This window comes from Hydrogenophaga sp., from assembly GCF_050250835.1.
In the GTDB taxonomy this organism is placed as follows: Bacteria; Pseudomonadota; Gammaproteobacteria; order Burkholderiales; family Burkholderiaceae_C; genus Hydrogenophaga.
Genome location: NZ_JBFWNX010000026.1, coordinates 1 through 20565, shown reverse-complemented (window position 1 = coordinate 20565; position 20565 = coordinate 1). Strand labels below are relative to the sequence as shown.

The 20565-nt window shown below is 64.6% G+C and carries 20 protein-coding genes and 1 pseudogene; 7 read left to right on the top strand and 14 right to left on the bottom strand.

The genetic code is table 11. The annotated features are described in order from the left end of the window. Nucleotides 1-597 precede the first annotated feature (597 nt). Nucleotides 598-1521, bottom strand: coding sequence for a DMT family transporter (locus AB7F11_RS20170; RefSeq protein ID WP_428299883.1), 924 nt, complete (start codon nucleotides 1519-1521; stop codon nucleotides 598-600). Next, nucleotides 1521-2552: a LysR substrate-binding domain-containing protein gene (locus tag AB7F11_RS20165; protein ID WP_428290101.1), complete on the bottom strand. Its 1032-nt coding sequence runs from the start codon at nucleotides 2550-2552 to the stop codon at nucleotides 1521-1523. Before AB7F11_RS20165 ends, AB7F11_RS20170 begins: the two co-directional genes overlap by 1 nt. A gap of 128 nt (nucleotides 2553-2680) precedes the next feature. Between AB7F11_RS20165 and AB7F11_RS20160 the strand changes: the two genes are divergently transcribed. After that, complete coding sequence (locus AB7F11_RS20160; RefSeq protein ID WP_428290102.1) at nucleotides 2681-3184, top strand: DUF2917 domain-containing protein; 504 nt, start codon at nucleotides 2681-2683, stop codon at nucleotides 3182-3184. On the opposite strand, the gene AB7F11_RS20155 is transcribed toward AB7F11_RS20160, so the two are convergent. Continuing rightward, on the bottom strand, nucleotides 3156-3533 hold the full coding sequence (locus tag AB7F11_RS20155) for a TfoX/Sxy family protein (protein WP_428290103.1): 378 nt from the start codon (nucleotides 3531-3533) through the stop codon (nucleotides 3156-3158). The two genes, AB7F11_RS20160 and AB7F11_RS20155, sit on opposite strands and share 29 nt — an antisense overlap. A 35-nt stretch (nucleotides 3534-3568) precedes the next feature. On the opposite strand from AB7F11_RS20155, the gene AB7F11_RS20150 reads away from it, so the two are divergent. From AB7F11_RS20150 to AB7F11_RS20140, 3 genes are all read left to right on the top strand, one after another. After that, entirely contained in the window at nucleotides 3569-4183 is a 615-nt protein-coding gene (locus AB7F11_RS20150) for a TetR/AcrR family transcriptional regulator (RefSeq protein WP_428299882.1), read from the top strand. A gap of 67 nt (nucleotides 4184-4250) precedes the next feature. Then, nucleotides 4251-5231, top strand: a complete 981-nt coding sequence (locus AB7F11_RS20145) for an MBL fold metallo-hydrolase (protein WP_428290105.1) — start codon at nucleotides 4251-4253, stop codon at nucleotides 5229-5231. A gap of 87 nt (nucleotides 5232-5318) precedes the next feature. Next, a complete protein-coding gene (locus tag AB7F11_RS20140) occupies nucleotides 5319-6581 on the top strand; it encodes an anion transporter (RefSeq protein WP_428290106.1) in 1263 nt (420 codons plus the stop codon). 40 nt (nucleotides 6582-6621) lie between these two features. Here the strand turns inward: AB7F11_RS20140 and AB7F11_RS20135 are convergent, their stop codons facing one another. From AB7F11_RS20135 to AB7F11_RS20110, 6 genes are all read right to left on the bottom strand, one after another. Further along, complete coding sequence (locus AB7F11_RS20135; protein WP_428290107.1) at nucleotides 6622-7377, bottom strand: amino acid ABC transporter ATP-binding protein; 756 nt, start codon at nucleotides 7375-7377, stop codon at nucleotides 6622-6624. Nucleotides 7378-7492: 115 nt separating this feature from the next. Continuing rightward, nucleotides 7493-8134, bottom strand: a complete 642-nt coding sequence (locus AB7F11_RS20130) for an amino acid ABC transporter permease (RefSeq protein WP_428290108.1) — start codon at nucleotides 8132-8134, stop codon at nucleotides 7493-7495. After that, nucleotides 8127-8798: an amino acid ABC transporter permease gene (locus AB7F11_RS20125; protein ID WP_428299881.1), complete on the bottom strand. Its 672-nt coding sequence runs from the start codon at nucleotides 8796-8798 to the stop codon at nucleotides 8127-8129. The genes AB7F11_RS20130 and AB7F11_RS20125 overlap by 8 nt, the downstream gene beginning before the upstream one ends. 10 nt (nucleotides 8799-8808) lie before the next feature. Next, entirely contained in the window at nucleotides 8809-9606 is a 798-nt protein-coding gene (locus tag AB7F11_RS20120; RefSeq protein WP_428290110.1) for a transporter substrate-binding domain-containing protein, read from the bottom strand. Next, complete coding sequence (locus AB7F11_RS20115) at nucleotides 9603-10361, bottom strand: GntR family transcriptional regulator (protein ID WP_428290111.1); 759 nt, start codon at nucleotides 10359-10361, stop codon at nucleotides 9603-9605. Before AB7F11_RS20115 ends, AB7F11_RS20120 begins: the two co-directional genes overlap by 4 nt. Nucleotides 10362-10526: 165 nt before the next feature. Beyond that, complete coding sequence (locus tag AB7F11_RS20110) at nucleotides 10527-11447, bottom strand: DUF6279 family lipoprotein (protein WP_428290112.1); 921 nt, start codon at nucleotides 11445-11447, stop codon at nucleotides 10527-10529. Here AB7F11_RS20110 and glmU point away from each other — a divergent pair. Continuing rightward, a complete protein-coding gene (gene glmU, locus AB7F11_RS20105; RefSeq protein ID WP_428290113.1) occupies nucleotides 11446-12864 on the top strand; it encodes a bifunctional UDP-N-acetylglucosamine diphosphorylase/glucosamine-1-phosphate N-acetyltransferase GlmU in 1419 nt (472 codons plus the stop codon). The genes AB7F11_RS20110 and glmU overlap by 2 nt on opposite strands. Before the next feature lie 66 nt (nucleotides 12865-12930). Here glmU and AB7F11_RS20100 read toward each other — a convergent pair whose 3' ends face one another. Both AB7F11_RS20100 and AB7F11_RS20095 read right to left on the bottom strand, forming a co-directional pair. Continuing rightward, on the bottom strand, nucleotides 12931-13665 hold the full coding sequence (locus AB7F11_RS20100) for a DUF2726 domain-containing protein (RefSeq protein WP_428290114.1): 735 nt from the start codon (nucleotides 13663-13665) through the stop codon (nucleotides 12931-12933). Between the two features lie 160 nt (nucleotides 13666-13825). After that, a complete protein-coding gene (locus AB7F11_RS20095; protein ID WP_428290115.1) occupies nucleotides 13826-14323 on the bottom strand; it encodes an Lrp/AsnC family transcriptional regulator in 498 nt (165 codons plus the stop codon). Between the two features lie 136 nt (nucleotides 14324-14459). On the opposite strand from AB7F11_RS20095, the gene glmS reads away from it, so the two are divergent. Further along, nucleotides 14460-16316, top strand: coding sequence for a glutamine--fructose-6-phosphate transaminase (isomerizing) (gene glmS / locus AB7F11_RS20090; protein WP_428290116.1), 1857 nt, complete (start codon nucleotides 14460-14462; stop codon nucleotides 16314-16316). A gap of 174 nt (nucleotides 16317-16490) precedes the next feature. Here the strand turns inward: glmS and AB7F11_RS20085 are convergent, their stop codons facing one another. Further along, nucleotides 16491-18047, bottom strand: coding sequence for a Fic family protein (locus AB7F11_RS20085; protein ID WP_428290117.1), 1557 nt, complete (start codon nucleotides 18045-18047; stop codon nucleotides 16491-16493). Between the two features lie 469 nt (nucleotides 18048-18516). Here AB7F11_RS20085 and AB7F11_RS20080 point away from each other — a divergent pair, with 469 nt between their 5' ends. Next, nucleotides 18517-19014 (top strand): hypothetical protein, encoded by a 498-nt coding sequence (locus AB7F11_RS20080; RefSeq protein WP_428290118.1) that lies wholly within the window; start codon nucleotides 18517-18519, stop codon nucleotides 19012-19014. Between the two features lie 275 nt (nucleotides 19015-19289). Here the strand turns inward: AB7F11_RS20080 and AB7F11_RS20075 are convergent, their stop codons facing one another. Both AB7F11_RS20075 and AB7F11_RS20070 read right to left on the bottom strand, forming a co-directional pair. Continuing rightward, nucleotides 19290-19688 carry a DUF2784 domain-containing protein gene (locus AB7F11_RS20075; protein ID WP_428290119.1) on the bottom strand — a complete coding sequence of 133 codons (399 nt, stop codon included), beginning with the start codon at nucleotides 19686-19688 and terminating at the stop codon, nucleotides 19290-19292. A 112-nt stretch (nucleotides 19689-19800) separates the two neighbouring features. Continuing rightward, nucleotides 19801-20565: pseudogene (locus tag AB7F11_RS20070) on the bottom strand (ABC transporter substrate-binding protein); the annotation flags it as partial.

The window sequence follows — 20565 nt, the reverse complement described above, 5'->3', positions numbered from 1 at the left end:
CCCTGGCCCCCACGCTCCGCCGCTGCGCGGGTCGCTGCCCCCCGAGGGGGCTGGGCCTGCCTTGGGGCGGCCCGGCGGCTGGCCCCTGGCCCCCACGCTCCGCCGCTGCGCGGGTCGCTGCCCCCCGAGGGGGCTGGGCCTGCCTTGGGGCGGCCCGGCGGCTGGCCCCTGGCCCCCACGCTCCGCCACTGCGCGGGTCGCTGCCCCCCGAGGGGGCTGGGCCTGCCTTGGGGCGGCCCGGCGGCTGGCCCGTTCTCGTTGCCCCCACGCTCCGCCGCTGCGCGGGTCGCTGCCCCCCGAGGGGGCTGGGCCTGCCTTGGGGGCGGCCCGGCGGCTGGCCCTGGCCCCCACGCTCCGCCGCTGCGCGGGTCGCTGCCCCCCGAGGGGGCTGGGCCTGCCTTGGGGGCGGCCCTGCGGTTGGCCCCTGGCCCCCACGCTCCGCCGCTGCGCGGGTCGCTGCCCTCCGAGGGGGCTGGGCCTGCCTTGGGGCGGCCCGGCGGCTGGCCCCTGGCCCCCAAGCTCCGTCGCTGCGCGGGTCGCTGCCCCCCGAGGGGGCTGGGCCTGCCTTGGGGCGGCCCGGCGGCTGGCCCGCTTTCTTCAGGGATGTTCCGCCGTGGCGTGCGCCTCGGTGATGCGTTTTTCGCGTCGGACGAGGTAGAGGCCGCTGCCGATGATGATGGCCGCACCCAGCCAGGTGTGGGAGCTGGGCAGGGTGTGCCAGATCAGCCAGTCCAGCCCCAGACCCCAGGCCAGGGCGCTGTACTCGAAGGGCGCCACCGCCGAGGCCTGACCGTGGCGGAAGGCTTCGGTGATGGCGAGCTGGCCGCAGAAGCCGGTGATGGCCAGGGCCAGGAGCAGGGGCGCGTCGGTGCGCTGGATCGCCACCCAACCCGGCAGGGCGAGGGCGCCGGCGCCCAGCGCCATGATCACCATCATCCACAACACCATGCTCTCGCTGCTGTCGGTGCGGCTGGCCAGGCGGCCGGTGACCGCTGCGACCGCATAGCACAGGGCGGCTCCCAGCGTGGCCAGGCCCCCGAGGGTGACGAAGCCCGCTTGCAGGTCCTGGCCACTCGGTCGCAGCGCAATCAGCACGCCGATGAAGCCGATGGCGATGGCCCACCAGTGCGCATGGGGAACCCGTTCCTTGAGCACGGGAACCGACAGCGCCGTGATCAACAGGGGCGAAATGAAGAACAGGGTGTAGGCCGCCGACAGCGGCAGTTCGCGCACACCCATGGTGAACAGGGCGAGCATGGTGATGCCGAGCAGGCCGCGCAGGAGGTGCAGCGGCCAGCGCACCTTCAGCACCGTGTGCCAGGCGCCGCGCCAGGCGATGTAGACCAGCACCAGAGGCAGCGCGGTCATGCCGCGCAGTGCGGCGATCTGCAGCACCGGATAGTTCGCGGACAAGGTCTTGAGCACCGCGTCCATGAGCGCGAAGAAGCCCACCGCCACGAGCATGAAGGCGATGCTGCGCAGGTTGCCGCTGGCGTGGTCGCGATCGTTCGCCATCGACATCAGTCGATTTGATCCACGGTGTCCGGATCGGGCACGTCGCCAATCGCCTCACGGGTCAGGGCCGCCTGCAGCAGCAGCCAGTCGCAGAAAGCCTTCACTTCCGGGCGCTGCACGCTGCGCGGTGCCACCATCAGCCAGTAGACCAGGGGCGAATCCAGTCGCGTGTGGGGCAGGGGCTCGACCAGGTCGCCGCTGGCCAGGCTCTCGGCCACCAGCGGCAGGCGCGCCAGCGCCACCCCCTGTCCGGTGAGCGCGGCCTGCACGATCTGGTTGGCGTAGTTGAAGTACATCCAGCGCTGCGGCGTGAGCTTGGGCTGGAGGTGGTTGCGCGAGGCGCGCTTGCCCGGCTTGGCCGCTGGCACAGCGCCGAAGGTGTCGAGCCAGCGCTGCCAGGTGAGCCACTCCAGGTGGCGTGTGCGGTGCGCGTCGCCGGCTTCGATGAGCGCACATTTCGACAGGTCTTCGATGTTGTGAATCGGTTGGCTCTTGAGCAGCCAGGGGCTGGCCACCGGCGTGAGCTGCTCGCCAAACAGGCGCAACGCCGTGGACGGCACCGTCTGTGGCACGGCGTAGCGCAGGGCCAGATCCACGTCGGCCGTGGCGAGATCGACCGCGTTGTCGGTGGCGTCGATGCGGATGTCGATGTCCGGATGGTCGCGCTGGAACGCCTCCAGACGGGGAATCAGCCACATCGAGGCGAACGAGGCCCAGGTGGTGATGGCCACACTTTTGCGACCGGCGCTCTGGCGGATCTGCCGCACGGCGGTGTCGATGCGTTCCAGCGCCATGCTGGAGGCGCGCAGCAATTGCGAACCCGCGCTGGTGAGTTCCACGGCGCGCGTGTGGCGCAGGAACAGGGCCGTGCCCACCTCGTCTTCCAATGCCTGGATCTGCCGGCTCACCGCGCTTTGCGTGAGGGAGAGTTCTTCGGCAGCGGCGCGGAAATTCAGGTGGCGGGCCACCGCGTCGAAGGCCCGCAAATGGCCTGCAGCAATGGGCCGGGTGCGGGGGTGGCTGCTGGTGAGCTGCATGGCGAGGCTCCGGGCATTGATGCAGTTGACGAATCAATAGCTTACTGCGTATTCATTGGACCAAAGGGGCGAGGGAGATGAAGATTGATGCCCAGGATGAGCCATCGTCCCCCTACCAGGAGTTTTCCATGACCACCCATTCCGCTTCCTGCTCCCCGACCGCGCAGCGTGCCATTGGCGCCGCCGCGGCGCGTGGCTGGCGGCTGGATGCCCGCCGCGCGATGAGCCTTCGCCCCCAGGTACCCAGCCGTTTGTACATCACCCAGGGCCGTGCCTGGGTGACACTGGGCCTGCCTCAGAAGGGGCACGGCAACGAACTGGGCGACCACATGGTGGAGGCCGGGCAAAGCCTGGCGGTGCCGGCGGGCGCCCGGGTGGTGATGGAGCCGTGGCAGCCCGAACTCTCGACGCCCGTGCGTTTCGAGTGGTGCAGCGAAGTCGAGGCGAGGGCAGCGCAAGCCGATTCCCGCTTCGGCCGCGAAGTGGCCACGCCAGGCCGCGAGCTGGTGGTGGCCCTTGGCCAGGCGAGCTGGGCGTTCGTGCGGCTGGTGCGCGGGCTGCTGGGCTACAGCGAATATCTGATCGCCGGCCGCGGACGGGTGCTCACTCCTTACGAGTCGAACCCGCCCTGACCGGCTTGCGCCTGGGCTTTCGTGCAGCCACTGCAGCCTCAAGTGCCAGCCGCCCCCAGGGCAGCATGAGCGCTGGCGACTCCAGCGCCTCTGCCGGCGGCGTGTGGTAGTTCAGCTTCATGCGCTTGCCCTTGGCTTCGAACACGAAGGGCTCGCCACCCGCCGCCAGCCATTGCGGCTCGGTTTCGGCGTTGGTCTTGAGGAACAGCGTGTCCCACGCGATGATGGCCACGTTCATGCCATCGACCGAAATGCCCCAGCCGCCGAACATGCGCCTGGCCACGCACGGGCCCAGGCCTGAGAGCAGCTCGCAGGCGTGAGAGGCAAAGGGGTCGATCGGCTTGGCCATGCGCCATCTTAGGTTCCCTCCGGCAGAATGCGCCGATGGCTCGTCCCAAATCCGCCTCCCACGACCTCAAGCGCGATCAGATCCTCGACGTGGCAGCGCAGTGTTTTGCGCGCCAGAGTTTTCCGGCCGCCAGCATGAACGACATCGCCGCCGCCTGCGGCACCAGCAAGGCGCGGCTCTACCACTACTACGAGAGCAAGGAAGCCATCCTGTTCGATCTGCTGGACCGCTACACGCAGCGGCTGCTGGCGCTGATTGGCGAGGCCGAGGCGCGCGCCCAGCGCAAAAACCTGAGCGAGCGCGATGCACTCAACGAATTGGTGAGGGCTTTCCTGGCCGAGTACGAAACCTCGGCCACGCGGCACGTTGCCCTGGTGCACGACACGAAATTCCTGGGCGAGGTCCAGCGCGAACTGATCCTGAACCGCCAGCGCGATGTGGTGGCGGCCTTCACCCGTTTCCTCAAGCGCGCCTATCCCGAACGGGTGACGCCAGGCAACCAGACCGCGTTGACCATGATGCTGTTTGGCATGATCAACTGGACCTTCACCTGGCTGCGGCCGGGAGGACCCATGAGCTACAGCGCCTTTGCCGACGAAGTTGTGGCTGTGCTCGAGCGCGGCATGACCGGTGGCGCAGGCGGGTCATGATGATTTACGTATGCGAAATTGATTTCGTTTAGTTAAAATCTCGCCTCACCCCACCCGGAGACATCCCATGAGCAAAGCATTCGCCTCCCAGGCCGACCTGGACGACAAGAAGATCACGTTCGAGCAACTCAGCCCGCATTGCTGGGCCTACACCGCCGAAGGCGACCCGAACTCGGGCGTGATCATTGGCGACAAATTCATCATGGTCAGCGACGCCACCGCCACGCCCGCGATGGCGCGCGACCTGATCCAGCAGATCCGCAAGGTCTCGGACAAGCCCATCAAGTACGTCCTGCTCACCCACTACCACGCGGTGCGCGTGCTCGGCGCCAGCGCCTACGCGGCCGAAGGCGCTACCGAAATCATCGCCAGCCGGGGCACGCTTGAACTGATCGTCGAGCGTGGTGCCGAGGACATGCAGAGCGAGATGGAGCGTTTCCCGCGCCTGTTCCGTGGCGCCGACAGCGTGCCCGGCCTGACCTGGCCGACGCTCGTGGTGGGCGACGGCAAGCCGGGCCGCCAGGGCAGCCTGGAAGTGGACCTGGGCGGTGTGAAGGTGCAGATCTGGCACCCGGGCCCGGGCCACACGCGAGGCGACACCATCGCCTGGGTGGAAGAAGAAAAAGTGCTGTTCAGCGGCGACCTGGTGGAATACGAAGCAGGTGTCTACACCGGTGACGCCCAACTGGAAGAGTGGCCCGCCACGCTCGAAGCGCTGCGCTCGCTCAAGGCCGAATACATCGTGCCGGGCCGGGGCGAAGCGATGAAGGGCAACGCCGACGTGAACAAGGCGCTGGACTACACGCAGCGCTGGGTGACCACGCTGTTCCAGGCCGGCAAGGAAGCCGCAGCCGCCGGCATGGACCTCAAGGCCGCCATGGCGCACACGCGCAAGAGCATGGACCCGGTGTTCGGCCACGTGTTCATCTACGAACACTGCCTGCCGTTCGACGTGAGCCGTGCCTACGACGAAGCCAAGGGCATCAAGAACCCACGCATCTGGACGGCCGAGCGCGATAAGGAGATGTGGAGCGCGCTGCAGGCCTGATCGCACCACTGCCCGAACCAAAGCCGCATTCGTGCGGCTTTTCTTTTGCGGCAGGCTACGATCCGCAGCGTTCCTTCCCCGCCGCACATGCCCATCACTGTTCTGAACCACTCCGCCACCGACTGGGGCGTTGTCACCGTCTTTGCCATTGTCTATCTCGGCATGTTCCTCGGCGGCCTGCCACGGCTGAAGCTGGACCGTTCCGGCGTGGCGCTGCTCGGTGCCATCGCGGTGATTGCATTGGCTGGCCTGCCAGTGGAAGACGCCGCGCGCGCCATCGACCTGCCGACCATCGTGCTGCTGTTTGCTTTCATGGTGGTGTCGGCGCAGATGCGGCTCGGTGGTTTCTATGGCGCGGTCACGCGCCGCGTGGGCGAGATGCCGCTGTCGCGCAGCGGGCTGCTGGCGGCGCTGATCCTCGTCGCTGGCGCGCTCTCCGCGGTGTTCTCCAACGACATCGTCTGCCTGGCCATGACGCCGGTGGTGGCGCGACTGTGTCTGCGCCGCGGCATCGACCCGCTGCCTTTCCTGATCGGCCTGGCCTGCGCGGCCAACATCGGTTCGGCCGCCACGCTGATCGGCAACCCGCAGAACATGCTGATCGGCTCCGTGCTGCAATTGCCTTTTGCGGGCTATGTGCGGCAGGCCTTGCCGCCGGTGTTGATCGGCCTGCTGTTGCTGTGGGGATGGCTGGCGTTCGGGCCGGGCCGGGGGAGCCCTCGCCCCGCCCCGCTCCCGCCCGCGGCAGAGGGCGTGGACAAAGAACCGCCATTCGACGCCTGGCAGACTGCCAAGGGTCTTTTGGTGGCGGCTGCGCTCCTGGTGATATTCCTGTTCACCGACTGGCCGCGCGATGTGGCCGCGTTGGTGGGGGCTGGCGTGCTGTTGCTGAGCCGGCGGTTGCATTCCTCACACGTCATGGGCCTGGTGGACTGGCCGCTGCTCATCCTCTTCATGGGCCTGTTCGTGGTGAACCACGCGTTCGAGACCACGGGGCTGGCCGGGCAGGCGGTGAACTTGCTGGGCACGCAGGGCGTTCACCTGACCGACCCCGGGCCCCTGCTGGTGGCCGGCGTGGTGCTGTCCAACCTGGTGTCCAACGTGCCTGCGGTCATGTTGCTGCTGCCTCACCTCTCAGGCAGCGCCGGACAGGCGGGTGTGATGCTGGCGCTGGTGACCACGTTGGCCGGCAACCTGCTGCTGGTCGGTTCGATTGCCAACCTCATCGTGGCCGACCTCGCGCGCCAGCAGGGCATCGAGATCGACTGGAAACGCCATGCGATCACCGGGATTCCGGTCACGCTCATGACGTTGGCTGTCGTGTGGGCGTGGATGCACTGGATGGCTTGACGAGCCGCATCGCATCTGGAAAGAACAGTGTGAACAGGCCCTAGTCGTTGATCGAGGACAGGAACTGCTGCAGTTCCGGCGTCTCGGGGGAGCCGAACAATTTCGTCGGCGGCCCCATCTCGTGCACACGGCCCTGGTGCATGAAGATCACGCGGTCGCTCACCTTGCGCGCGAAGCTCATCTCGTGCGTCACCATCAGCAACGTCATGCCCTCGTCGGCCAGCGACTCGACCACGCGCAGCACCTCGCCCACGAGTTCGGGGTCCAGCGCCGAGGTGATCTCGTCGCACAGCAGCACGCTGGGCTGCATGGCCAGCGCACGCGCAATGGCCACGCGCTGTTGCTGGCCGCCCGAGAGCTGATCGGGGAACGCGTCGAACTTCTCGGCCAGGCCCACGCGCTGGAGCAACTGATGCGCGCGTTCGGCGCCTTCGGCCGGGGCCGTCTTCTTCACAAGCCCGGGCGCGAGCATCACATTTCGGCCCACGCTCAGGTGGGGGAACAGGTTGAAGTTCTGGAAGATCATGCCCACCTGCTGACGCAGTTCGCGCATGGCGGCGGCGTCCTTGTGGAGCAGCGGCTTGTCGTTCACCGTGAGCGAGCCGGCCTGGAAAACCTCCAGTCCGTTGATGCAGCGCAGGAGCGTGCTCTTTCCCGATCCGCTCTTGCCGATGATGGCAATCACTTCGCCGGCCTTCACCTGCAGGTCGATGCCCTTGAGCACCTCGTTGCTGCCGTAGGACTTGCGCAGCTGCTGGATGTCGACGATGGTCTTGGTGTCGGTCTGGACGTTCATTGAGGGCTCTCCAGGTGCAAGGGATTGGAGTCCAGAGACACCGCGGAACTGGCTTTGCCAGGCCGCTGGTTTCGTCCCCACACCGGGGGGAAGGCGCGAAGCGACGCAGGGGAGTTCATCGGCTTTTTCTCTCGAGGGTGCGCGCATACAGGCTCACGGGGAAGCAGAGCGCAAAGTACATCAGGGCCACGCAGCTGTAGACCAGGAAGGGCGCGAAGGTGGCGTTGGTGATCATGGTGCCGGCCTTGGTGAGTTCGACGAAACCGATCACCGAAGCCAGTGCCGTGCCCTTGACCACCTGCACCAGGAAGCCCACGGTGGGGGCGATGGCGATGCGTGTGGCCTGCGGCAGGATGACATAGCGCAGTTGCTCGCCAAAGTTCAGCGCCAGGCTCTGCGCCGCTTCCCACTGGCCCTTGGGCACGGCAGCCACGCAGCCGCGCCAGATTTCCACAAGAAACGCGCTGGTGTAGAGCGTGAGCGCGACCGACGCCGCTGTCCACGCCGAGGTCTCGAAGCCGAACAGGGCCAGACCGAAGTAGGCCAGAAAGAGCTGCATCAGCAGGGGCGTGCCCTGAAAGAGCTGTACATAACCGGCAACGAACATTTCGGCCCCTGGCCATTTCGCGGTGCGCGCCACCAGCAGCGCCATGCCCACGACACCGCCGCCGACGAAGGCGATGAGCGAAAGCACCACCGTCCAGCGCGCGGCCAGCAGCAGGTTGCGCACGATGTCCCACAAACTGAAGTCAACCATGGCGACCCCCGAAAAGGAACCTGGGGCCGACCCAGTTCAACAAGGCGCGCACGCCGATCGACATCAGCAGGTAGATGCCAGTGGCGACGATGAAGGCTTCGAAGGCGCGAAAGTTGCGGCTTTGAATCAGGTTCGCTGCATAGCTGAGTTCCTGCGTGGAAATCTGCCCGCACACGGCCGAGCCGAGCATCACGATGATGATCTGGCTGGTGAGCGCGGGCCACACCTTCTTGAGCGAGGGCGGCAGCACCACGTGAAAGAACGTCTGGACGCGAGACAGCGCCAGGCTGGCCGCCGCCTCAAACTGACCTCTTGGCGTGGCTTCGATGCCAGCGCGGATGATTTCGGCCGCGTACGCGCCAAGGTTGATCACCATGGCAATGACGGAAGCGATCTCGGGGGTGAGCTTCACGCCCGCCGCCGGCAGGCCGAAGAACACGAAAAACAGCTGCACGATGAAGGGCGTGTTGCGGATCAGTTCCACATAGGTCGCCGCGATCCAGCGCAACGCCAGTGGCCCACTGCTGCGCGCCCAGGCGCAGGCGGTGCCGACCAGCAGGCCGATCACCGCCGAGATCGCGGTCAGCCCCAGCGTCCAGAGCACGCCCTTGGCCAGCAAAGGCCACTGCGAGAGCACGGCCGGGAAGTCGAGTTCGATGCCCATGGGGGCTCTTTCATTCCGGAAGGTTGCCGGCCGGACGACCCAACCACTTTTTCGCCATGGCATCGAGCTCGCCAGCCTTCTTGGCCGAGGCGATGATCTCGTTGACTTTGGTGCGCAGCGCGTCCTCGCCCTTGGCCACGCCGATGAAGTTCGGGCTGTCCTTGAGCAGCAGCTTGTATTCGGCGCCCAGTGCGGGGTTGCGCTTGATCATGTTGTCGGCCACCGAAACGCCGGTCGCGATGAACTGCGTCTGCCCGGAAACGAAAGCCGACACGGTGGCATTGTTGTCTTCGAAGCGCTTGATGTCGGTGTTGGCGGGCGCGATCTTGGTGAGTTCCTGGTCCTCGATGGCGCCACGCGTCACCGCCACCGACTTGCCGCCCAGGCCATTGAAGTCCGCCAGCGCAGTACCTTTCGGGCCATACACCGCCTGGAAGAACGGCGAGTATGCGGCGGTGAAGTCGATCACCTTTTCGCGCTCAGGGTTCTTGCCCAGCGTGGAGATCACCAGATCGGCCTTTTTTGTCTGCAGGTACGGAATGCGGTTGGCGCTGGTCACAGGCACCAGCTCAACCTTCACACCCAGCTTGGCCGCAATCAGGTTCGCGGTGTCGACGTCCAGACCCTGAGGCTTGAGGTCGATGCCCACGAAGCCGTAGGGCGGGAAGTCGGTGGGCACGGCGATCTTGATCAGCTTGCCTTTCATCACGCCGTCCAGCGCGCTTTGTGCGTGGGCCGAGCCCAGACCACCCAGTGCGGCGGCCAGCGCCAGGGTGGATGCGAGGAAATTTCGTTTGTTGAGGGTCATAGCAGGGCTCCTAGGTAGGTTTCGTTGGTGGAGGAAGAAGAGGCGTCGCCTTTTCGAGGGCGCTTCCGGGTTGCTGGAGCGCCGGCCTCGCGCACGGGGGCGAGCGCCTCGCGCAGATCGGCCAGCGGATCGTTGGGTGCGCCCAGGCGCAGCGCAGCCTGCACCTGGCCGATGTGCGTGGCCATCAGTTGCTCGGCGGTCTCGGTGTCGCCGCGTTCGAGCGCGGCAACGATGTCCACATGGTCCTGGCAGGACTGCACGGCGTCGTGGTTGCTCTGGTAGAGCATGGCAATGAGCGTGGTGCGTGCGGTGAAGTCGCGCAGCGTGTCGGCCAGCAACTGGTTGCCCAGGCACTCGGCGAGGCACACATGGAAGTCGCCCAGCAGGTAGCTGCGCTGGCCCACATCGTCGCCCTTGAGCGACGCCTGCTCCTGCTTCAGGTGCTGGCGCAGGCGGCGCAGGGCGTTCTTGTCGATGTCCCGCGCACTGCGGATCAGGCCGGTCTCGATCACCCGGCGCGCCTCGAAGGCGTCGCGCGCTTCGTCATGCGAAGGCTGCACCACGTACCACCCGCGCCGTGAACTCACGGTCACGATGCCGCGCGCGGCCAGGCGCACCAGCGCTTCGCGCACCAGCGTGCGACTGCAGTCGAACAGCATCGACAGGCTCTGTTCGCCCAGGCGTGTGCCGGGCGCCAGGCGCTGGGCCAGCACGGCTTCGATGATGCGTTGGGCGATGTCGGTGGAACTGACCATGAAAAACCTCTTGCGGGTCTTCCATGCGAATTCCGTGCCATGTCCATACAAGGCTTGTATGCAAGATGGATGCACCTGGCTTGTGCGCATTCGGGGGGCGGACCAGCCTCCACGCACCAAAGCGCGTTGCGCCCTGGCGTGCCCAGCCGCCTTCCTGGTGCGTGTTCAGCGCTGTGCGCTGAGCACGCGGAAGTCGTCCTCGTAGCCTTTGAGCACGCGCACCGCATGGGCCCGCTGCTCGGACGAGGTGCTGTTGTGCAGGCGGGAGAACTGCACGCAGCCCTGGCGCACCAGCTCACGCTGGTAGGCGTCGTAGCCCGGAGTGGGTGAGCGGTTCACGCGCGCGTAGTGTTCGCGAAGCCTTTGCTGTGCCAGGGCGGGCGCTGCCTGCGCATCCCGCACGGTCTGCAGCAGGTCAGCCTGGCGGCGAAGCCGCTCCGCCTGGGTGCGCTGGGCGTCGAAGGGCGAGCCCAGCAGGAGGTCGCGCAGCAGCGCGCGCTGCTCGTCATTGAGCGTGCCGTACAGCATCTCGCTGCGCTCGGTGGCGCGTTTCAGTCTCGTCTTCAGGCGCTGCTCGGCATCGCCGCGCAGGAAGTCCTTTTCGAAATCCTCGTTGCCGCGGGCCTGGTGCCGCTGCAGGTGCTCCAGCTGGGCCGGCGTGAGTTGCAAGGCCAGGCGCGTGAAGGGTTCGACGGTCTGTTCAGCCGCTCGCTCGATGCGCTCGCGCGCTTGCTCGAACTGCGCGCACGCCTGGGCGGGTGTGAGGTCGTGGGGGGCCAGCGCCTGCCATTGGCGCAGCAGATCGGCGTACGACGGCAGCTCGTTGAAGCGATGCCATTGAAAGAACTGGTCGAGCGCCACACGCGTCTGGGTGGATTGCGCGTCGTCGAGGTCCACATAGGCGTCCAGCCACCAATAGGTGATCGTTGGTGCCTGGTTGTAAGCCAGGCGAGCGGCCGTGCAGGCGGACAGGGCCACTGCCAGCACCATCCCTGCAGCTAGCAGGCCCATCCGGCGGGCGATAATCCGCCCCAGGCGATGGCCGGCAAGAACGCCGCGCAGCCAGTCCCCGAAAGAGGTGTTCATGTCGTTCCCAGTGGATGTGGTGGTGATGGCGGCCGGCAAAGGCACGCGCATGAAAAGTCAGCGGCCCAAAGTGTTGCACCGTTTGGGTGGCCGCGCACTCGCCCAGCACGTGATCGACCGCGCCGCGCGGTTATCGGCCCGTTCGGTGGTGGTGATCACAGGCCATGGGGCCGAGCAGGTCGAAGCCGGCCTGCGAGCGCCGATCGCCGAAGGCGACCATGTGGCGCCGCGCCTGCGCTTTGTGCGCCAGGAGCCTCAGCTAGGCACCGGTCATGCGGTGCAGCAGGCGGTACCGGTGCTGGCCGACGACGGTATCGTGCTGATCCTCAATGGCGATGTGCCGTTGATCGGGCAGGCCACGCTGGAGTCCTTGCTGCAGGCGTGCGACGGGCGGCATCTCGCGCTGTTGAGCGTGGACACGGGTGGTGATGCCACGGGCTACGGTCGGATCGTGCGCTCCGCTGATGCCGACCGCTCGGTCCTCGCCATCGTGGAACACAAGGACGCCAGCGAGGACCAGCGGCGCATCACCGAGTGGTACAGCGGTGTCATGGCCGCACCGGCCTCCGTGCTCAAGCCCCTGCTGGCGGGGTTGACCAACGACAACAGCCAGCGCGAGTACTACCTGACGGACGTGGTGCGGCACGCAGTGGCGCAGGGCCTCGGGGTGCGCGCCATCACCACGCACGACCCGGTGGAAGTGGCCGGTGTCAACAGCCCAGTGCAACTTGCCGAGCTTGAGCGGGCTTACCAGCAGCGTCTGGCGCACGCCCTGATGGAGCAGGGCGTGCGCCTGGCGGACCCGGCGCGGCTGGACGTGCGCGGCGAATTGCTCTGTGGCCAGGACGTGGAGATCGACGTCAACTGTGTGTTCGAAGGCCGCGTGAAGCTGGGCGAGGGCGTGCGCATCGGCGCCAACTGCGTCATTGCCAATGCCGCCATCGACGACGGTGCGGTGATCCTGCCCTTCACGCACATGGAGGGCGAAAAGCTGGGCGTTTCGGTGGGGCGCGGCGCCCTGGTCGGCCCGTTCTCGCGGCTGCGTCCGGGAGCACAGCTCGGGGCCGACGTTCACATTGGCAACTTCGTGGAGGTCAAGAACTCCACCCTGGCCGCTGGCGCCAAGGCCAACCACCTGGCGTACCTGGGCGATGCGACGGTGGGCGAGCGGGTGAACTACGGGGCGGGCAGCATCACGGCCAACTACGACGGCGCCAACAAGCACCGCACCGTGATCGAGGCCGACGTACACGTGGGCAGCAACTGTGTGCTGGTGGCGCCGGTCACCATTGGCGCGGGTGGCACGGTGGGGGCGGGCTCCACCATTAGCAAGAACACGGCGCCGGGTGTGCTGTCGGTGGCGCGCGGCAAACAGGTGGCGCTGGAGAGCTGGAAGCGCCCCGAGAAAAAGAAGTAACTCGCTGAAGCGCCTTTGGCGCTTCACTCCTGAGGGGGCGCGCGCGCAGCGCGTCGGGGGTGTGCGCTATCCCCCGCGCACGTCGAGCGATTGGCCGTTGAAGCGGCTGTTGCCGAATCCGCTGCTGTGGCCGCTGTTCGTTGCGGGGCGGCGGCCGATGCCGTTGAGGTCCATCAGGTGACTCAAGCCCATGACCTCGGAGTCGCGGAATCCGGTTTGCGAGTGCAGCTGGTCGAACTCGGAGAACTGGCTTTCCAGCTGCTGCAAGGCGCTCTCGCGCGCGTCTTCTTTTGGTTTGGGCTTGGGCAGCGCGGCCAGGTTGAGTTGCTCGCGGAAATCGGCCGGCGAGGGCATGCGGTGCAGGCCATTCTTGAGAAAGACGAAACGCACGCCCGCCGTCTTGAGGATGCGGTTCTTCATCTTGACCTGGTGCGCCTTCGCCTTGGCGTTGCTCAGGTGGTATTGCTCGATGTCGAATGCAAAACTGGGGCGGCCATCTTCGCCGCAGACCACGAAGTCCACCTTTTGATGGTTCAGGCGCTCCATGGCGCGCTGCCGATCCGATGCGCGGCGCACCGAAAGCATGCTCTTGAGCGCCACATTGGGCAGCACCACCTGACCAGGAAAAGTGTCTTGCAGGTAGTCAAGCATGTGCACCTGCTCGATGCTGAGAATGCGCTCGGGTGTGTAGCGGTCATCGCGCCCCGATGATTTTTGCCGGGACGATTTTTGGTAGGCCCATGCGCCCAGCCCGACCAGCAAGATGGCGGCCGCTGCAACGGCAATCCAGATGAAATCCATACAACCTCCTTGAACCTGGCAGCGAGCCCGCCCGGTCGACAAGTGGAGGTTGTTACAGACAGCCAGAACCGTCAACAGTTGGTCGCCGAATCGAATCCCGGAACTGTGCGTTTTGCATCAAAAGTGCCGCACGCTTGTGGCCTAAGGTACACAAATCCCATCAATCCCTGGGCGCCAGGCCCAGCGGCAGGCGCGGCTCGAACTTGGCGCGCTTGAGGCTGAAGAAGGCTTTGATGTTGCGCACATTGGCGTCGCTCGTGAACAGACGTTGCGCCAGCGCCAGGTAGCCGGGCATGTCGGGGCAATGCACCACCAGCACGAAATCGGGCCCCGGACTCACGCGGTAGCACTGCTGCACCTCGACCACCGGCAGCACGCGCGCCTCGAACGCATCGAGGTGCTCGGCGCCCTGACGCTCCAGCGTGATCTCCACCAGCGCCGTCAGGCCATGTCCCAGCAGCGGGGCCATCCGGTCCGGGCTGAGCAGCGCCACCTCGCGTTCGATCAAGCCCATCTGGCGCAGGCGTTTCACCCGTCGCAGGCTGGTGGGCGGCGAGAGGTGGGCCAGCTCGGCCAGATCCTGATTGCTTCGCGAGGCGTCGGTTTGCAGCAAATCCAGCAAGCGGAGATCGGCTTCGTCGATGTTGTTGGATTCCATAAGTAGATGAAATGTGAAATATTTGGCGTCACCACGTGTGGAAAGAAATTATCTGCCACATTCTGGAAAAGTATGACGATTCATTTCTCTTTGGGTTGATTAGCATCGACGGCATTCCAATCCGAGGAGTTCAAACATGTGCGGCATCGTGGCAGGGGTTTCAGGGCGCGACGTCGTGCCTGTGCTGGTTCAGGGATTGCAGCGGCTCGAGTACCGGGGCTACGACTCCTGCGGTGTGGCGGTGCACAGCGGTGGGCTCAAGCGGGCGCGCAGCACCGCCCGCGTGGCCGAACTGGCGCAACAGGTGCAGACCGAAGGCATTCGCAGCGGTACCGGCATCGCGCACACCCGTTGGGCCACCCATGGGGCGCCCGCGGTGCACAACGCGCACCCGCATTTCAGCCATGGTCCGGGCGGCAATGGCACCAGCACGGGACGCGTCGCCCTGGTGCACAACGGCATCATCGAAAACCACGATGAACTGCGCGCGGCGCTGCAAGCCAAGGGCTATGTGTTCGAGAGCCAGACCGACACCGAGGTGATCGCGCACCTCATCGACTCGCTCTACGAAGGTGACGTGTTTGCCGCCTTGCAGACGGCGGTGCGACAGTTGCACGGCGCGTACGCGCTGGCCGTGTTCCACAAAGACGAGCCGCACCGAGTGGTGGGTGCACGAGCAGGTTCACCCCTGGTGCTGGGCGTGGGCACCGCCGATGGCGAGCATTTCCTGGCCAGCGACGCGATGGCCCTGGCGGGCGTGACGGATCAGATCGTCTACCTGGAAGAAGGCGACCTCGTCGATCTGCAACTGGGTCGCTACTGGGTGCTCGACGCCGCTGGCCGTTCGCTGGACGCGACACAACGCCCGGTGAAGACCGTGCTGGCCCACAGCGGCGCTGCCGAACTCGGCCCGTATCGCCACTACATGCAGAAAGAGATCTTCGAGCAGCCGCGCGCCATTGGCGACACGCTCGAAGGCGTCAATGGCATCACGCCCGAACTGTTTGGAGACAGCGCGTACGGCGTGTTCAAGGACATCGACAACGTGCTCATCCTGGCGTGCGGCACCAGTTACTACAGTGGCTGCACCGCCAAGTACTGGCTGGAGAGCATCGCGAAGATTCCCACCCAGGTGGAAGTGGCCAGCGAGTACCGCTACCGCACCAGCGTGCCCAACCCGCGCACCCTGGTGGTGACCATCACGCAGAGCGGCGAGACCGCCGACACCCTGGCCGCCCTGCGCCATGCGCAAGGCCTGGGCATGAAGCACACGCTGACCATCTGCAACGTGGGCACCTCCGCCATGGTGCGCGAATGTGAACTCGCCTACATCACCCGTGCGGGCGTGGAGATCGGCGTGGCCTCCACCAAAGCCTTCACCACTCAGCTCGCCGGCCTGTTCCTGCTCACGCTCGCGCTGGCGCAGGTGCGCGGCCATCTGAGCGAGGAAGCCGAAGAGGCACACCTCAAGGCCATGCGCCACCTGCCGGTGGCCCTGCAGGCCGTGCTCGCCCTGGAGCCGCTGGTCATCAGCTGGTCGGAAGACTTTGCCCGCATGGACAACGCGCTGTTCCTGGGCCGCGGGCTTCACTACCCGATTGCGCTGGAAGGCGCCCTGAAGCTCAAGGAAATCAGCTACATCCACGCCGAAGCCTACCCGGCGGGAGAACTCAAACACGGTCCCCTGGCCCTGGTGACCGCGGCCATGCCAGTGGTCACTGTGGCGCCCAACGACGCCCTGCTGGAAAAGCTCAAGAGCAACATGCAGGAAGTGCGCGCGCGCGGCGGTGTGTTGTATGTGCTGGCCGACGCCGACACCCGCATCGCCAGCAGCGAAGGCATCCACGTCATCCGCATGCCCGAACACTACGGCGCGCTCAGTCCCTTGCTTCACGTGGTGCCACTGCAGATGCTGGCGTACCACACGGCATTGGCCAAGGGCACCGATGTGGACAAGCCGCGCAATCTGGCAAAGAGCGTCACGGTGGAGTGAACGGCGGGGTGGCCTCGGCTTGTTGTGCGCTGGAAACAATGTCGCTAACTGCAACCAGAGTCACTCTAACGCGCAACTTTGATGTGCTCATCAGCTTATGTGCCAAGTGGTGGTGACTGGCTCCTGGTGGTCCATCAGCAGACCCCGATGTGCTGAACTGCGTATCGACTCTGCTCAGTCCGCGAGTTCCGGCGCGCGCATTTCCTCAGCCAGAAACTTCGCGAGCGGTTGGATATCACCGTCGGCACTGGCTTTCTCCAGGGCCTCCATGTATTGCTGTCGTCGCGCGACTCGTACAACGGTCCAGGGATAGCCCCCTGACGCGAGTAGCGCGTTCATCATGAAGCGCCCAATGCGCCCGTTGCCGTCGTTGTACGGATGAATAAAGACGAACAAGTGATGTCCGAGAACCGCTCTCACGGCTGCTTCAGGTTCGTCCGACATGAGCCGAAAAAGCTCCTCCATGCTGTCGAGTAGCGCTTCTCTCGGCAACGGCGTGTGCTTCGAGTTTCGAATGTAGACAGGGCCTGTGCGGTAGCCTGCGAGATGGTGGCGCTTCAGAATGCCGGCTGCAACTGCTGGCCCGAAGAGCTCCGAATACCAGATTCGATGGTCGCTCTTTAGAACTCCGCCCGCGTTTTTGCCGCCCAAGACCTTCTTGATGCTTTCTTGAACTGCTCCGAAGGCCTGGAAGTAGCCGCGGGCCGCCATGGCGTCACGGCTCTCCTTGTCCGCTTCATTGCTGTTTGGATTCCAACCGTTCTTCGCGACCCTCTCGATGAGCTCCTCTGTGACTTGATAGCCTTCAATCGACAAGGAGTTGTAGGCGTCGGAGCGGTAGCGGTCGTTGACGTCTTGCAAGTAGGCGTCAATGTCAAGTACCACGCCTGGCGCCGGCGGAAATGTGTCAACAACAATCTGTCGCCAATCGGCCCACATCGAGCGCAGCCGCAGGACATATGGCGAGCGGTCACGAGAAGGCAATAGGGTAGGTTGTTCAAGTTCGAACGGATTCTTGGCCTGTGTGTAGAAGCCGGCCGCGCTCATAGTGGTAATCACCTCGCTTGCCTCGTCCGTGCGGCCAGCGAACGAGAGCGCTCCGGCCAAGCGGGAAGCCGCGGCCTTCATGCCGTCGCCGGCGAGCAACGTTGTCAGAAGTTCAGAAGGGTCGCGGACCATCGCCAAGGCAATTTCTGCCTCCCGTGGATAGTGGCTGAAGAACTGCGGACCGACTTGGCACAACGCCTCCGCAACTGGCCACACTTGCAGGCCTTTGGACTCAACCCGCGACTTTGTGACTCGCTTTTCGTCGAGGTAGATGAGGACTGAGGTTTCGAACGGAAGCTTCACGACCTGTGTGCCACCTTGTTTTGCGACCACAGTCAGTTGCTTTGGCACGGTGGTGCTTCCGGTATGAAGCAGAAGTGAAGCCTCGGGGTTGAGGCAGTAGCGTTTGCCGAAGCGCTTGGTCAGGTAGCCCGATAGGAACGCCCAGTAGCAGGCGTACCAAGCGGTTGAGTCGCCTGGTGCATCCATGGGATTGCTGCAGATGTACCAGCCCTTGATGACCTGCCTTAGAAAGCCAGTAGTCTCAAGTCGACCCAGTGTTTCTCCGTCGAGGTCTTTCGATTCGACGACCCCGTTGTGTTTGTCTTGTAGTTTCTGCAATACCTTCAGTGCCGCCGCGAGTTTTGCTGCGTTTGTGTTCGATGCTGCGGATTCGACGGGCATTTTTAATAGTGCTATGTTTTTGTTGTTGTTTTTACTATGTTTTTATTTTCATGTCCACTTTGTTTTTGTTGTTGATTTTTCTATGTTTTTTTCGGGTTCGAAAAATGAACAGGGAAAATCTTGTTAAATATCAAGCTACTTTTGACAGCAAGACGCAGTTCGGAGGGCTCACCTCCCAGTCCGGCAGCTAGGATGTGACATTCCTCTTGCCTAAAAGCTTACATGTAAGATTCCGGAGCAGTCTGCGAGTAAAAATGTTGGTGAGCACAAACTCACAGTACTCCGAGACTTGAACAATTCACGCTATGGCCTCCCCCAAGCGCTAACCGAGACATGGTGAATGCACCTATGTAATGTTGAGTTGAAGTCCATACCATCGGACGATGCCTCAATGCACCGCACCAGTACGTGGTCATAAATCATCGTCCGCCGCGGCAGCCTGCATCTTTGCGCGAAACCCTGATAAGACATGTCAAAAACCATTGTCAGTCTCGTTCTGACGTTGCTCATGTCGGCCGGCTGCACCTCCACAGCCCCCCTTCCAACGGCCTCTTACACCGCTCCTGCGCACACCTCTGCTGCTGTGCTGTACGTTTTTCGTGGGCATTCGATGCCCACGAAAGCAAACGTGGACATTCAGATTGACGGCACAGGTGTGGGATTCGTTGCGCCCGGAACATTTACCTGGGTCACCGTGCAACCGGGCAAGCGCCTAGTCGGGGTGGGATATCCGTCATTTCCCAACATGCGCCCCGAACTGGAGATGGACTTCGCGCCAGGACAAAGGTATCTGGTGGAATACGACAGCAAGTTCGGACAGGAATTTTCCTGGTTCGGCACTCGCGAAGCGCCCAAGCCGGGCGTGAGGTGGGACGGCCGGGGCGGGTACACGCGGATTCGCGCCGTGCCGATAGGTGGGTTGAGCCAAGTTGTGGATCACTATCGCTACGTCAGCAATCAACCCTGAGTTCAAGGCCTGTAACCACGGACCGCCCATCTTCGCAAAAGACGGCAGTAAGGTGTTCACCATGGTTCTCGGGAATCTGGCCAATTCGGGCCGCCGTTGGTGAAGTCGCTACCGGGGCGAAGTGACCATCTATTAAGGCGGTCTGGAGTGGCTGCTTTTGGACGCAACTGTCGCTCGACCGCTGATCCCGAGTGTCCGAGACCAATCTAAAACACGCACTCGCCACTGAACCGCCCCGAGCCGGATCAGACGGCCCTTCGGCAGCAGCAATCGCCTCACCGCCGAGGTCTCACCCTCCACCACGCCACCCCCACCGCGACTGCAAACCCCGAATACGCCGCCACAAACACCCACCAGGGCGCCTCCCAATACAGCAGCCTTGACAGCCAGTGCTCGATGAAGCTCTCGCCGTAGCTGCCTTGCCCGGCGAGGCGCCGCAGGTCTTGCTCCCACACGGTCAGTGGGCACAGTTGCCCCAGCCAGGCCTGGGCGGCGATGAACACCATCAGGGCCAGGTGGGTGAGGCGAAGGCCGAAATGGCGCACCCAGCGCCAGCCCAGGGCGCCTCCCAGCAGGATGAGTGGCAGCAGGCCGACCACGAAGACGACGACGCCCGTGTGCAGGGTGAGGATGGCGTCGGCGAGCAGGGCGGTGGTGGTGGGGGAGATGCTCATGGGGCATGGTAAGCGGCCCTTGTCCATAAAAAAACCGCCAGCACACAAGGCGCTGGCGGCTGCACGCAGGGCCTGCCGAGGCAGGCGGCGTCATACCTGTGGGGTCATCCGGTCATTTGGCCGCGTCGATCCTCATGTACTCGGAGACGACCTTCCAGCGGTTGTCGACCAGTTGTGAGTAGCGCGTGGCGTTGCTGCCCAGGCGCTTTTTCGGGCCAAAGGTCATCTCGGCGCTGCCGAAGATGTCGGGTGGGATGGTCATCGTGTCCATGGCCTTGATGAAGCTTTCGGTGGTCAGGTTGTTGCCTGCTTTGCCAGCGGCGCGCAGAAAGGCGTCGATCACCGAGTAGCCGTACACCGAGAACACGGTGGGGTCTTCATTGAACTTGGTCTTGTACTTGTTGGCTCAGAAGCGTATGGGTTGCGAGGCTTCGTCGGTGTAGGGGTTCTGCACCGTCATGGCCGCGTAGAAGCCGTTCATGGCGGGACCGCCCAGCTTGTGGATGAGGTCGGTGTAAGCGGCGCTGGAGCCCACGAACGTGGGGTTGAAGCCCAGGCGCTTGGCGGTCGCGATGCCGCCTATGGTCTCGCGGATGATGGTGCCCATCACCACCAGGTCGCACTGCTCGGAGGCCAGCTTCTGCATCTGGCTGGCGAAGTCGGTGGCGCCGCGCTTGTAGGTGGTTTCCACCGCCAGGCTCATGCCGGCGGCCTTCAGGCCGTCTTCGGCGCCGCGCTTCACCTCCAGGCCGAACTCGTCGTCCTGGTACATGGCACAGACTTTCCTGGCGCCTTTTTCCTTGGCCAGCTTGGGAACCACCAGCCTCATCTGGTCGTAGTAGGTGGCGGCAAAGCTGTACTTGAGTTTGTGGAAGGG

Coding starts and splice junctions, on each gene's coding strand:
- AB7F11_RS20170 (WP_428299883.1), bottom strand. CDS start 1,521: ATGTCGATGGCGAACGATCGCGACCACGCCAGCGGCAACCTGCGCAGC.
- AB7F11_RS20165 (WP_428290101.1), bottom strand. CDS start 2,552: ATGCAGCTCACCAGCAGCCACCCCCGCACCCGGCCCATTGCTGCAGGC.
- AB7F11_RS20160 (WP_428290102.1), top strand. CDS start 2,681: ATGACCACCCATTCCGCTTCCTGCTCCCCGACCGCGCAGCGTGCCATT.
- AB7F11_RS20155 (WP_428290103.1), bottom strand. CDS start 3,533: ATGGCCAAGCCGATCGACCCCTTTGCCTCTCACGCCTGCGAGCTGCTC.
- AB7F11_RS20150 (WP_428299882.1), top strand. CDS start 3,569: ATGGCTCGTCCCAAATCCGCCTCCCACGACCTCAAGCGCGATCAGATC.
- AB7F11_RS20145 (WP_428290105.1), top strand. CDS start 4,251: ATGAGCAAAGCATTCGCCTCCCAGGCCGACCTGGACGACAAGAAGATC.
- AB7F11_RS20140 (WP_428290106.1), top strand. CDS start 5,319: ATGCCCATCACTGTTCTGAACCACTCCGCCACCGACTGGGGCGTTGTC.
- AB7F11_RS20135 (WP_428290107.1), bottom strand. CDS start 7,377: ATGAACGTCCAGACCGACACCAAGACCATCGTCGACATCCAGCAGCTG.
- AB7F11_RS20130 (WP_428290108.1), bottom strand. CDS start 8,134: ATGGTTGACTTCAGTTTGTGGGACATCGTGCGCAACCTGCTGCTGGCC.
- AB7F11_RS20125 (WP_428299881.1), bottom strand. CDS start 8,798: ATGGGCATCGAACTCGACTTCCCGGCCGTGCTCTCGCAGTGGCCTTTG.
- AB7F11_RS20120 (WP_428290110.1), bottom strand. CDS start 9,606: ATGACCCTCAACAAACGAAATTTCCTCGCATCCACCCTGGCGCTGGCC.
- AB7F11_RS20115 (WP_428290111.1), bottom strand. CDS start 10,361: ATGGTCAGTTCCACCGACATCGCCCAACGCATCATCGAAGCCGTGCTG.
- glmU (WP_428290113.1), top strand. CDS start 11,446: ATGTCGTTCCCAGTGGATGTGGTGGTGATGGCGGCCGGCAAAGGCACG.
- AB7F11_RS20110 (WP_428290112.1), bottom strand. CDS start 11,447: ATGAACACCTCTTTCGGGGACTGGCTGCGCGGCGTTCTTGCCGGCCAT.
- AB7F11_RS20100 (WP_428290114.1), bottom strand. CDS start 13,665: ATGGATTTCATCTGGATTGCCGTTGCAGCGGCCGCCATCTTGCTGGTC.
- AB7F11_RS20095 (WP_428290115.1), bottom strand. CDS start 14,323: ATGGAATCCAACAACATCGACGAAGCCGATCTCCGCTTGCTGGATTTG.
- glmS (WP_428290116.1), top strand. CDS start 14,460: ATGTGCGGCATCGTGGCAGGGGTTTCAGGGCGCGACGTCGTGCCTGTG.
- AB7F11_RS20085 (WP_428290117.1), bottom strand. CDS start 18,047: ATGCCCGTCGAATCCGCAGCATCGAACACAAACGCAGCAAAACTCGCG.
- AB7F11_RS20080 (WP_428290118.1), top strand. CDS start 18,517: ATGTCAAAAACCATTGTCAGTCTCGTTCTGACGTTGCTCATGTCGGCC.
- AB7F11_RS20075 (WP_428290119.1), bottom strand. CDS start 19,688: ATGAGCATCTCCCCCACCACCACCGCCCTGCTCGCCGACGCCATCCTC.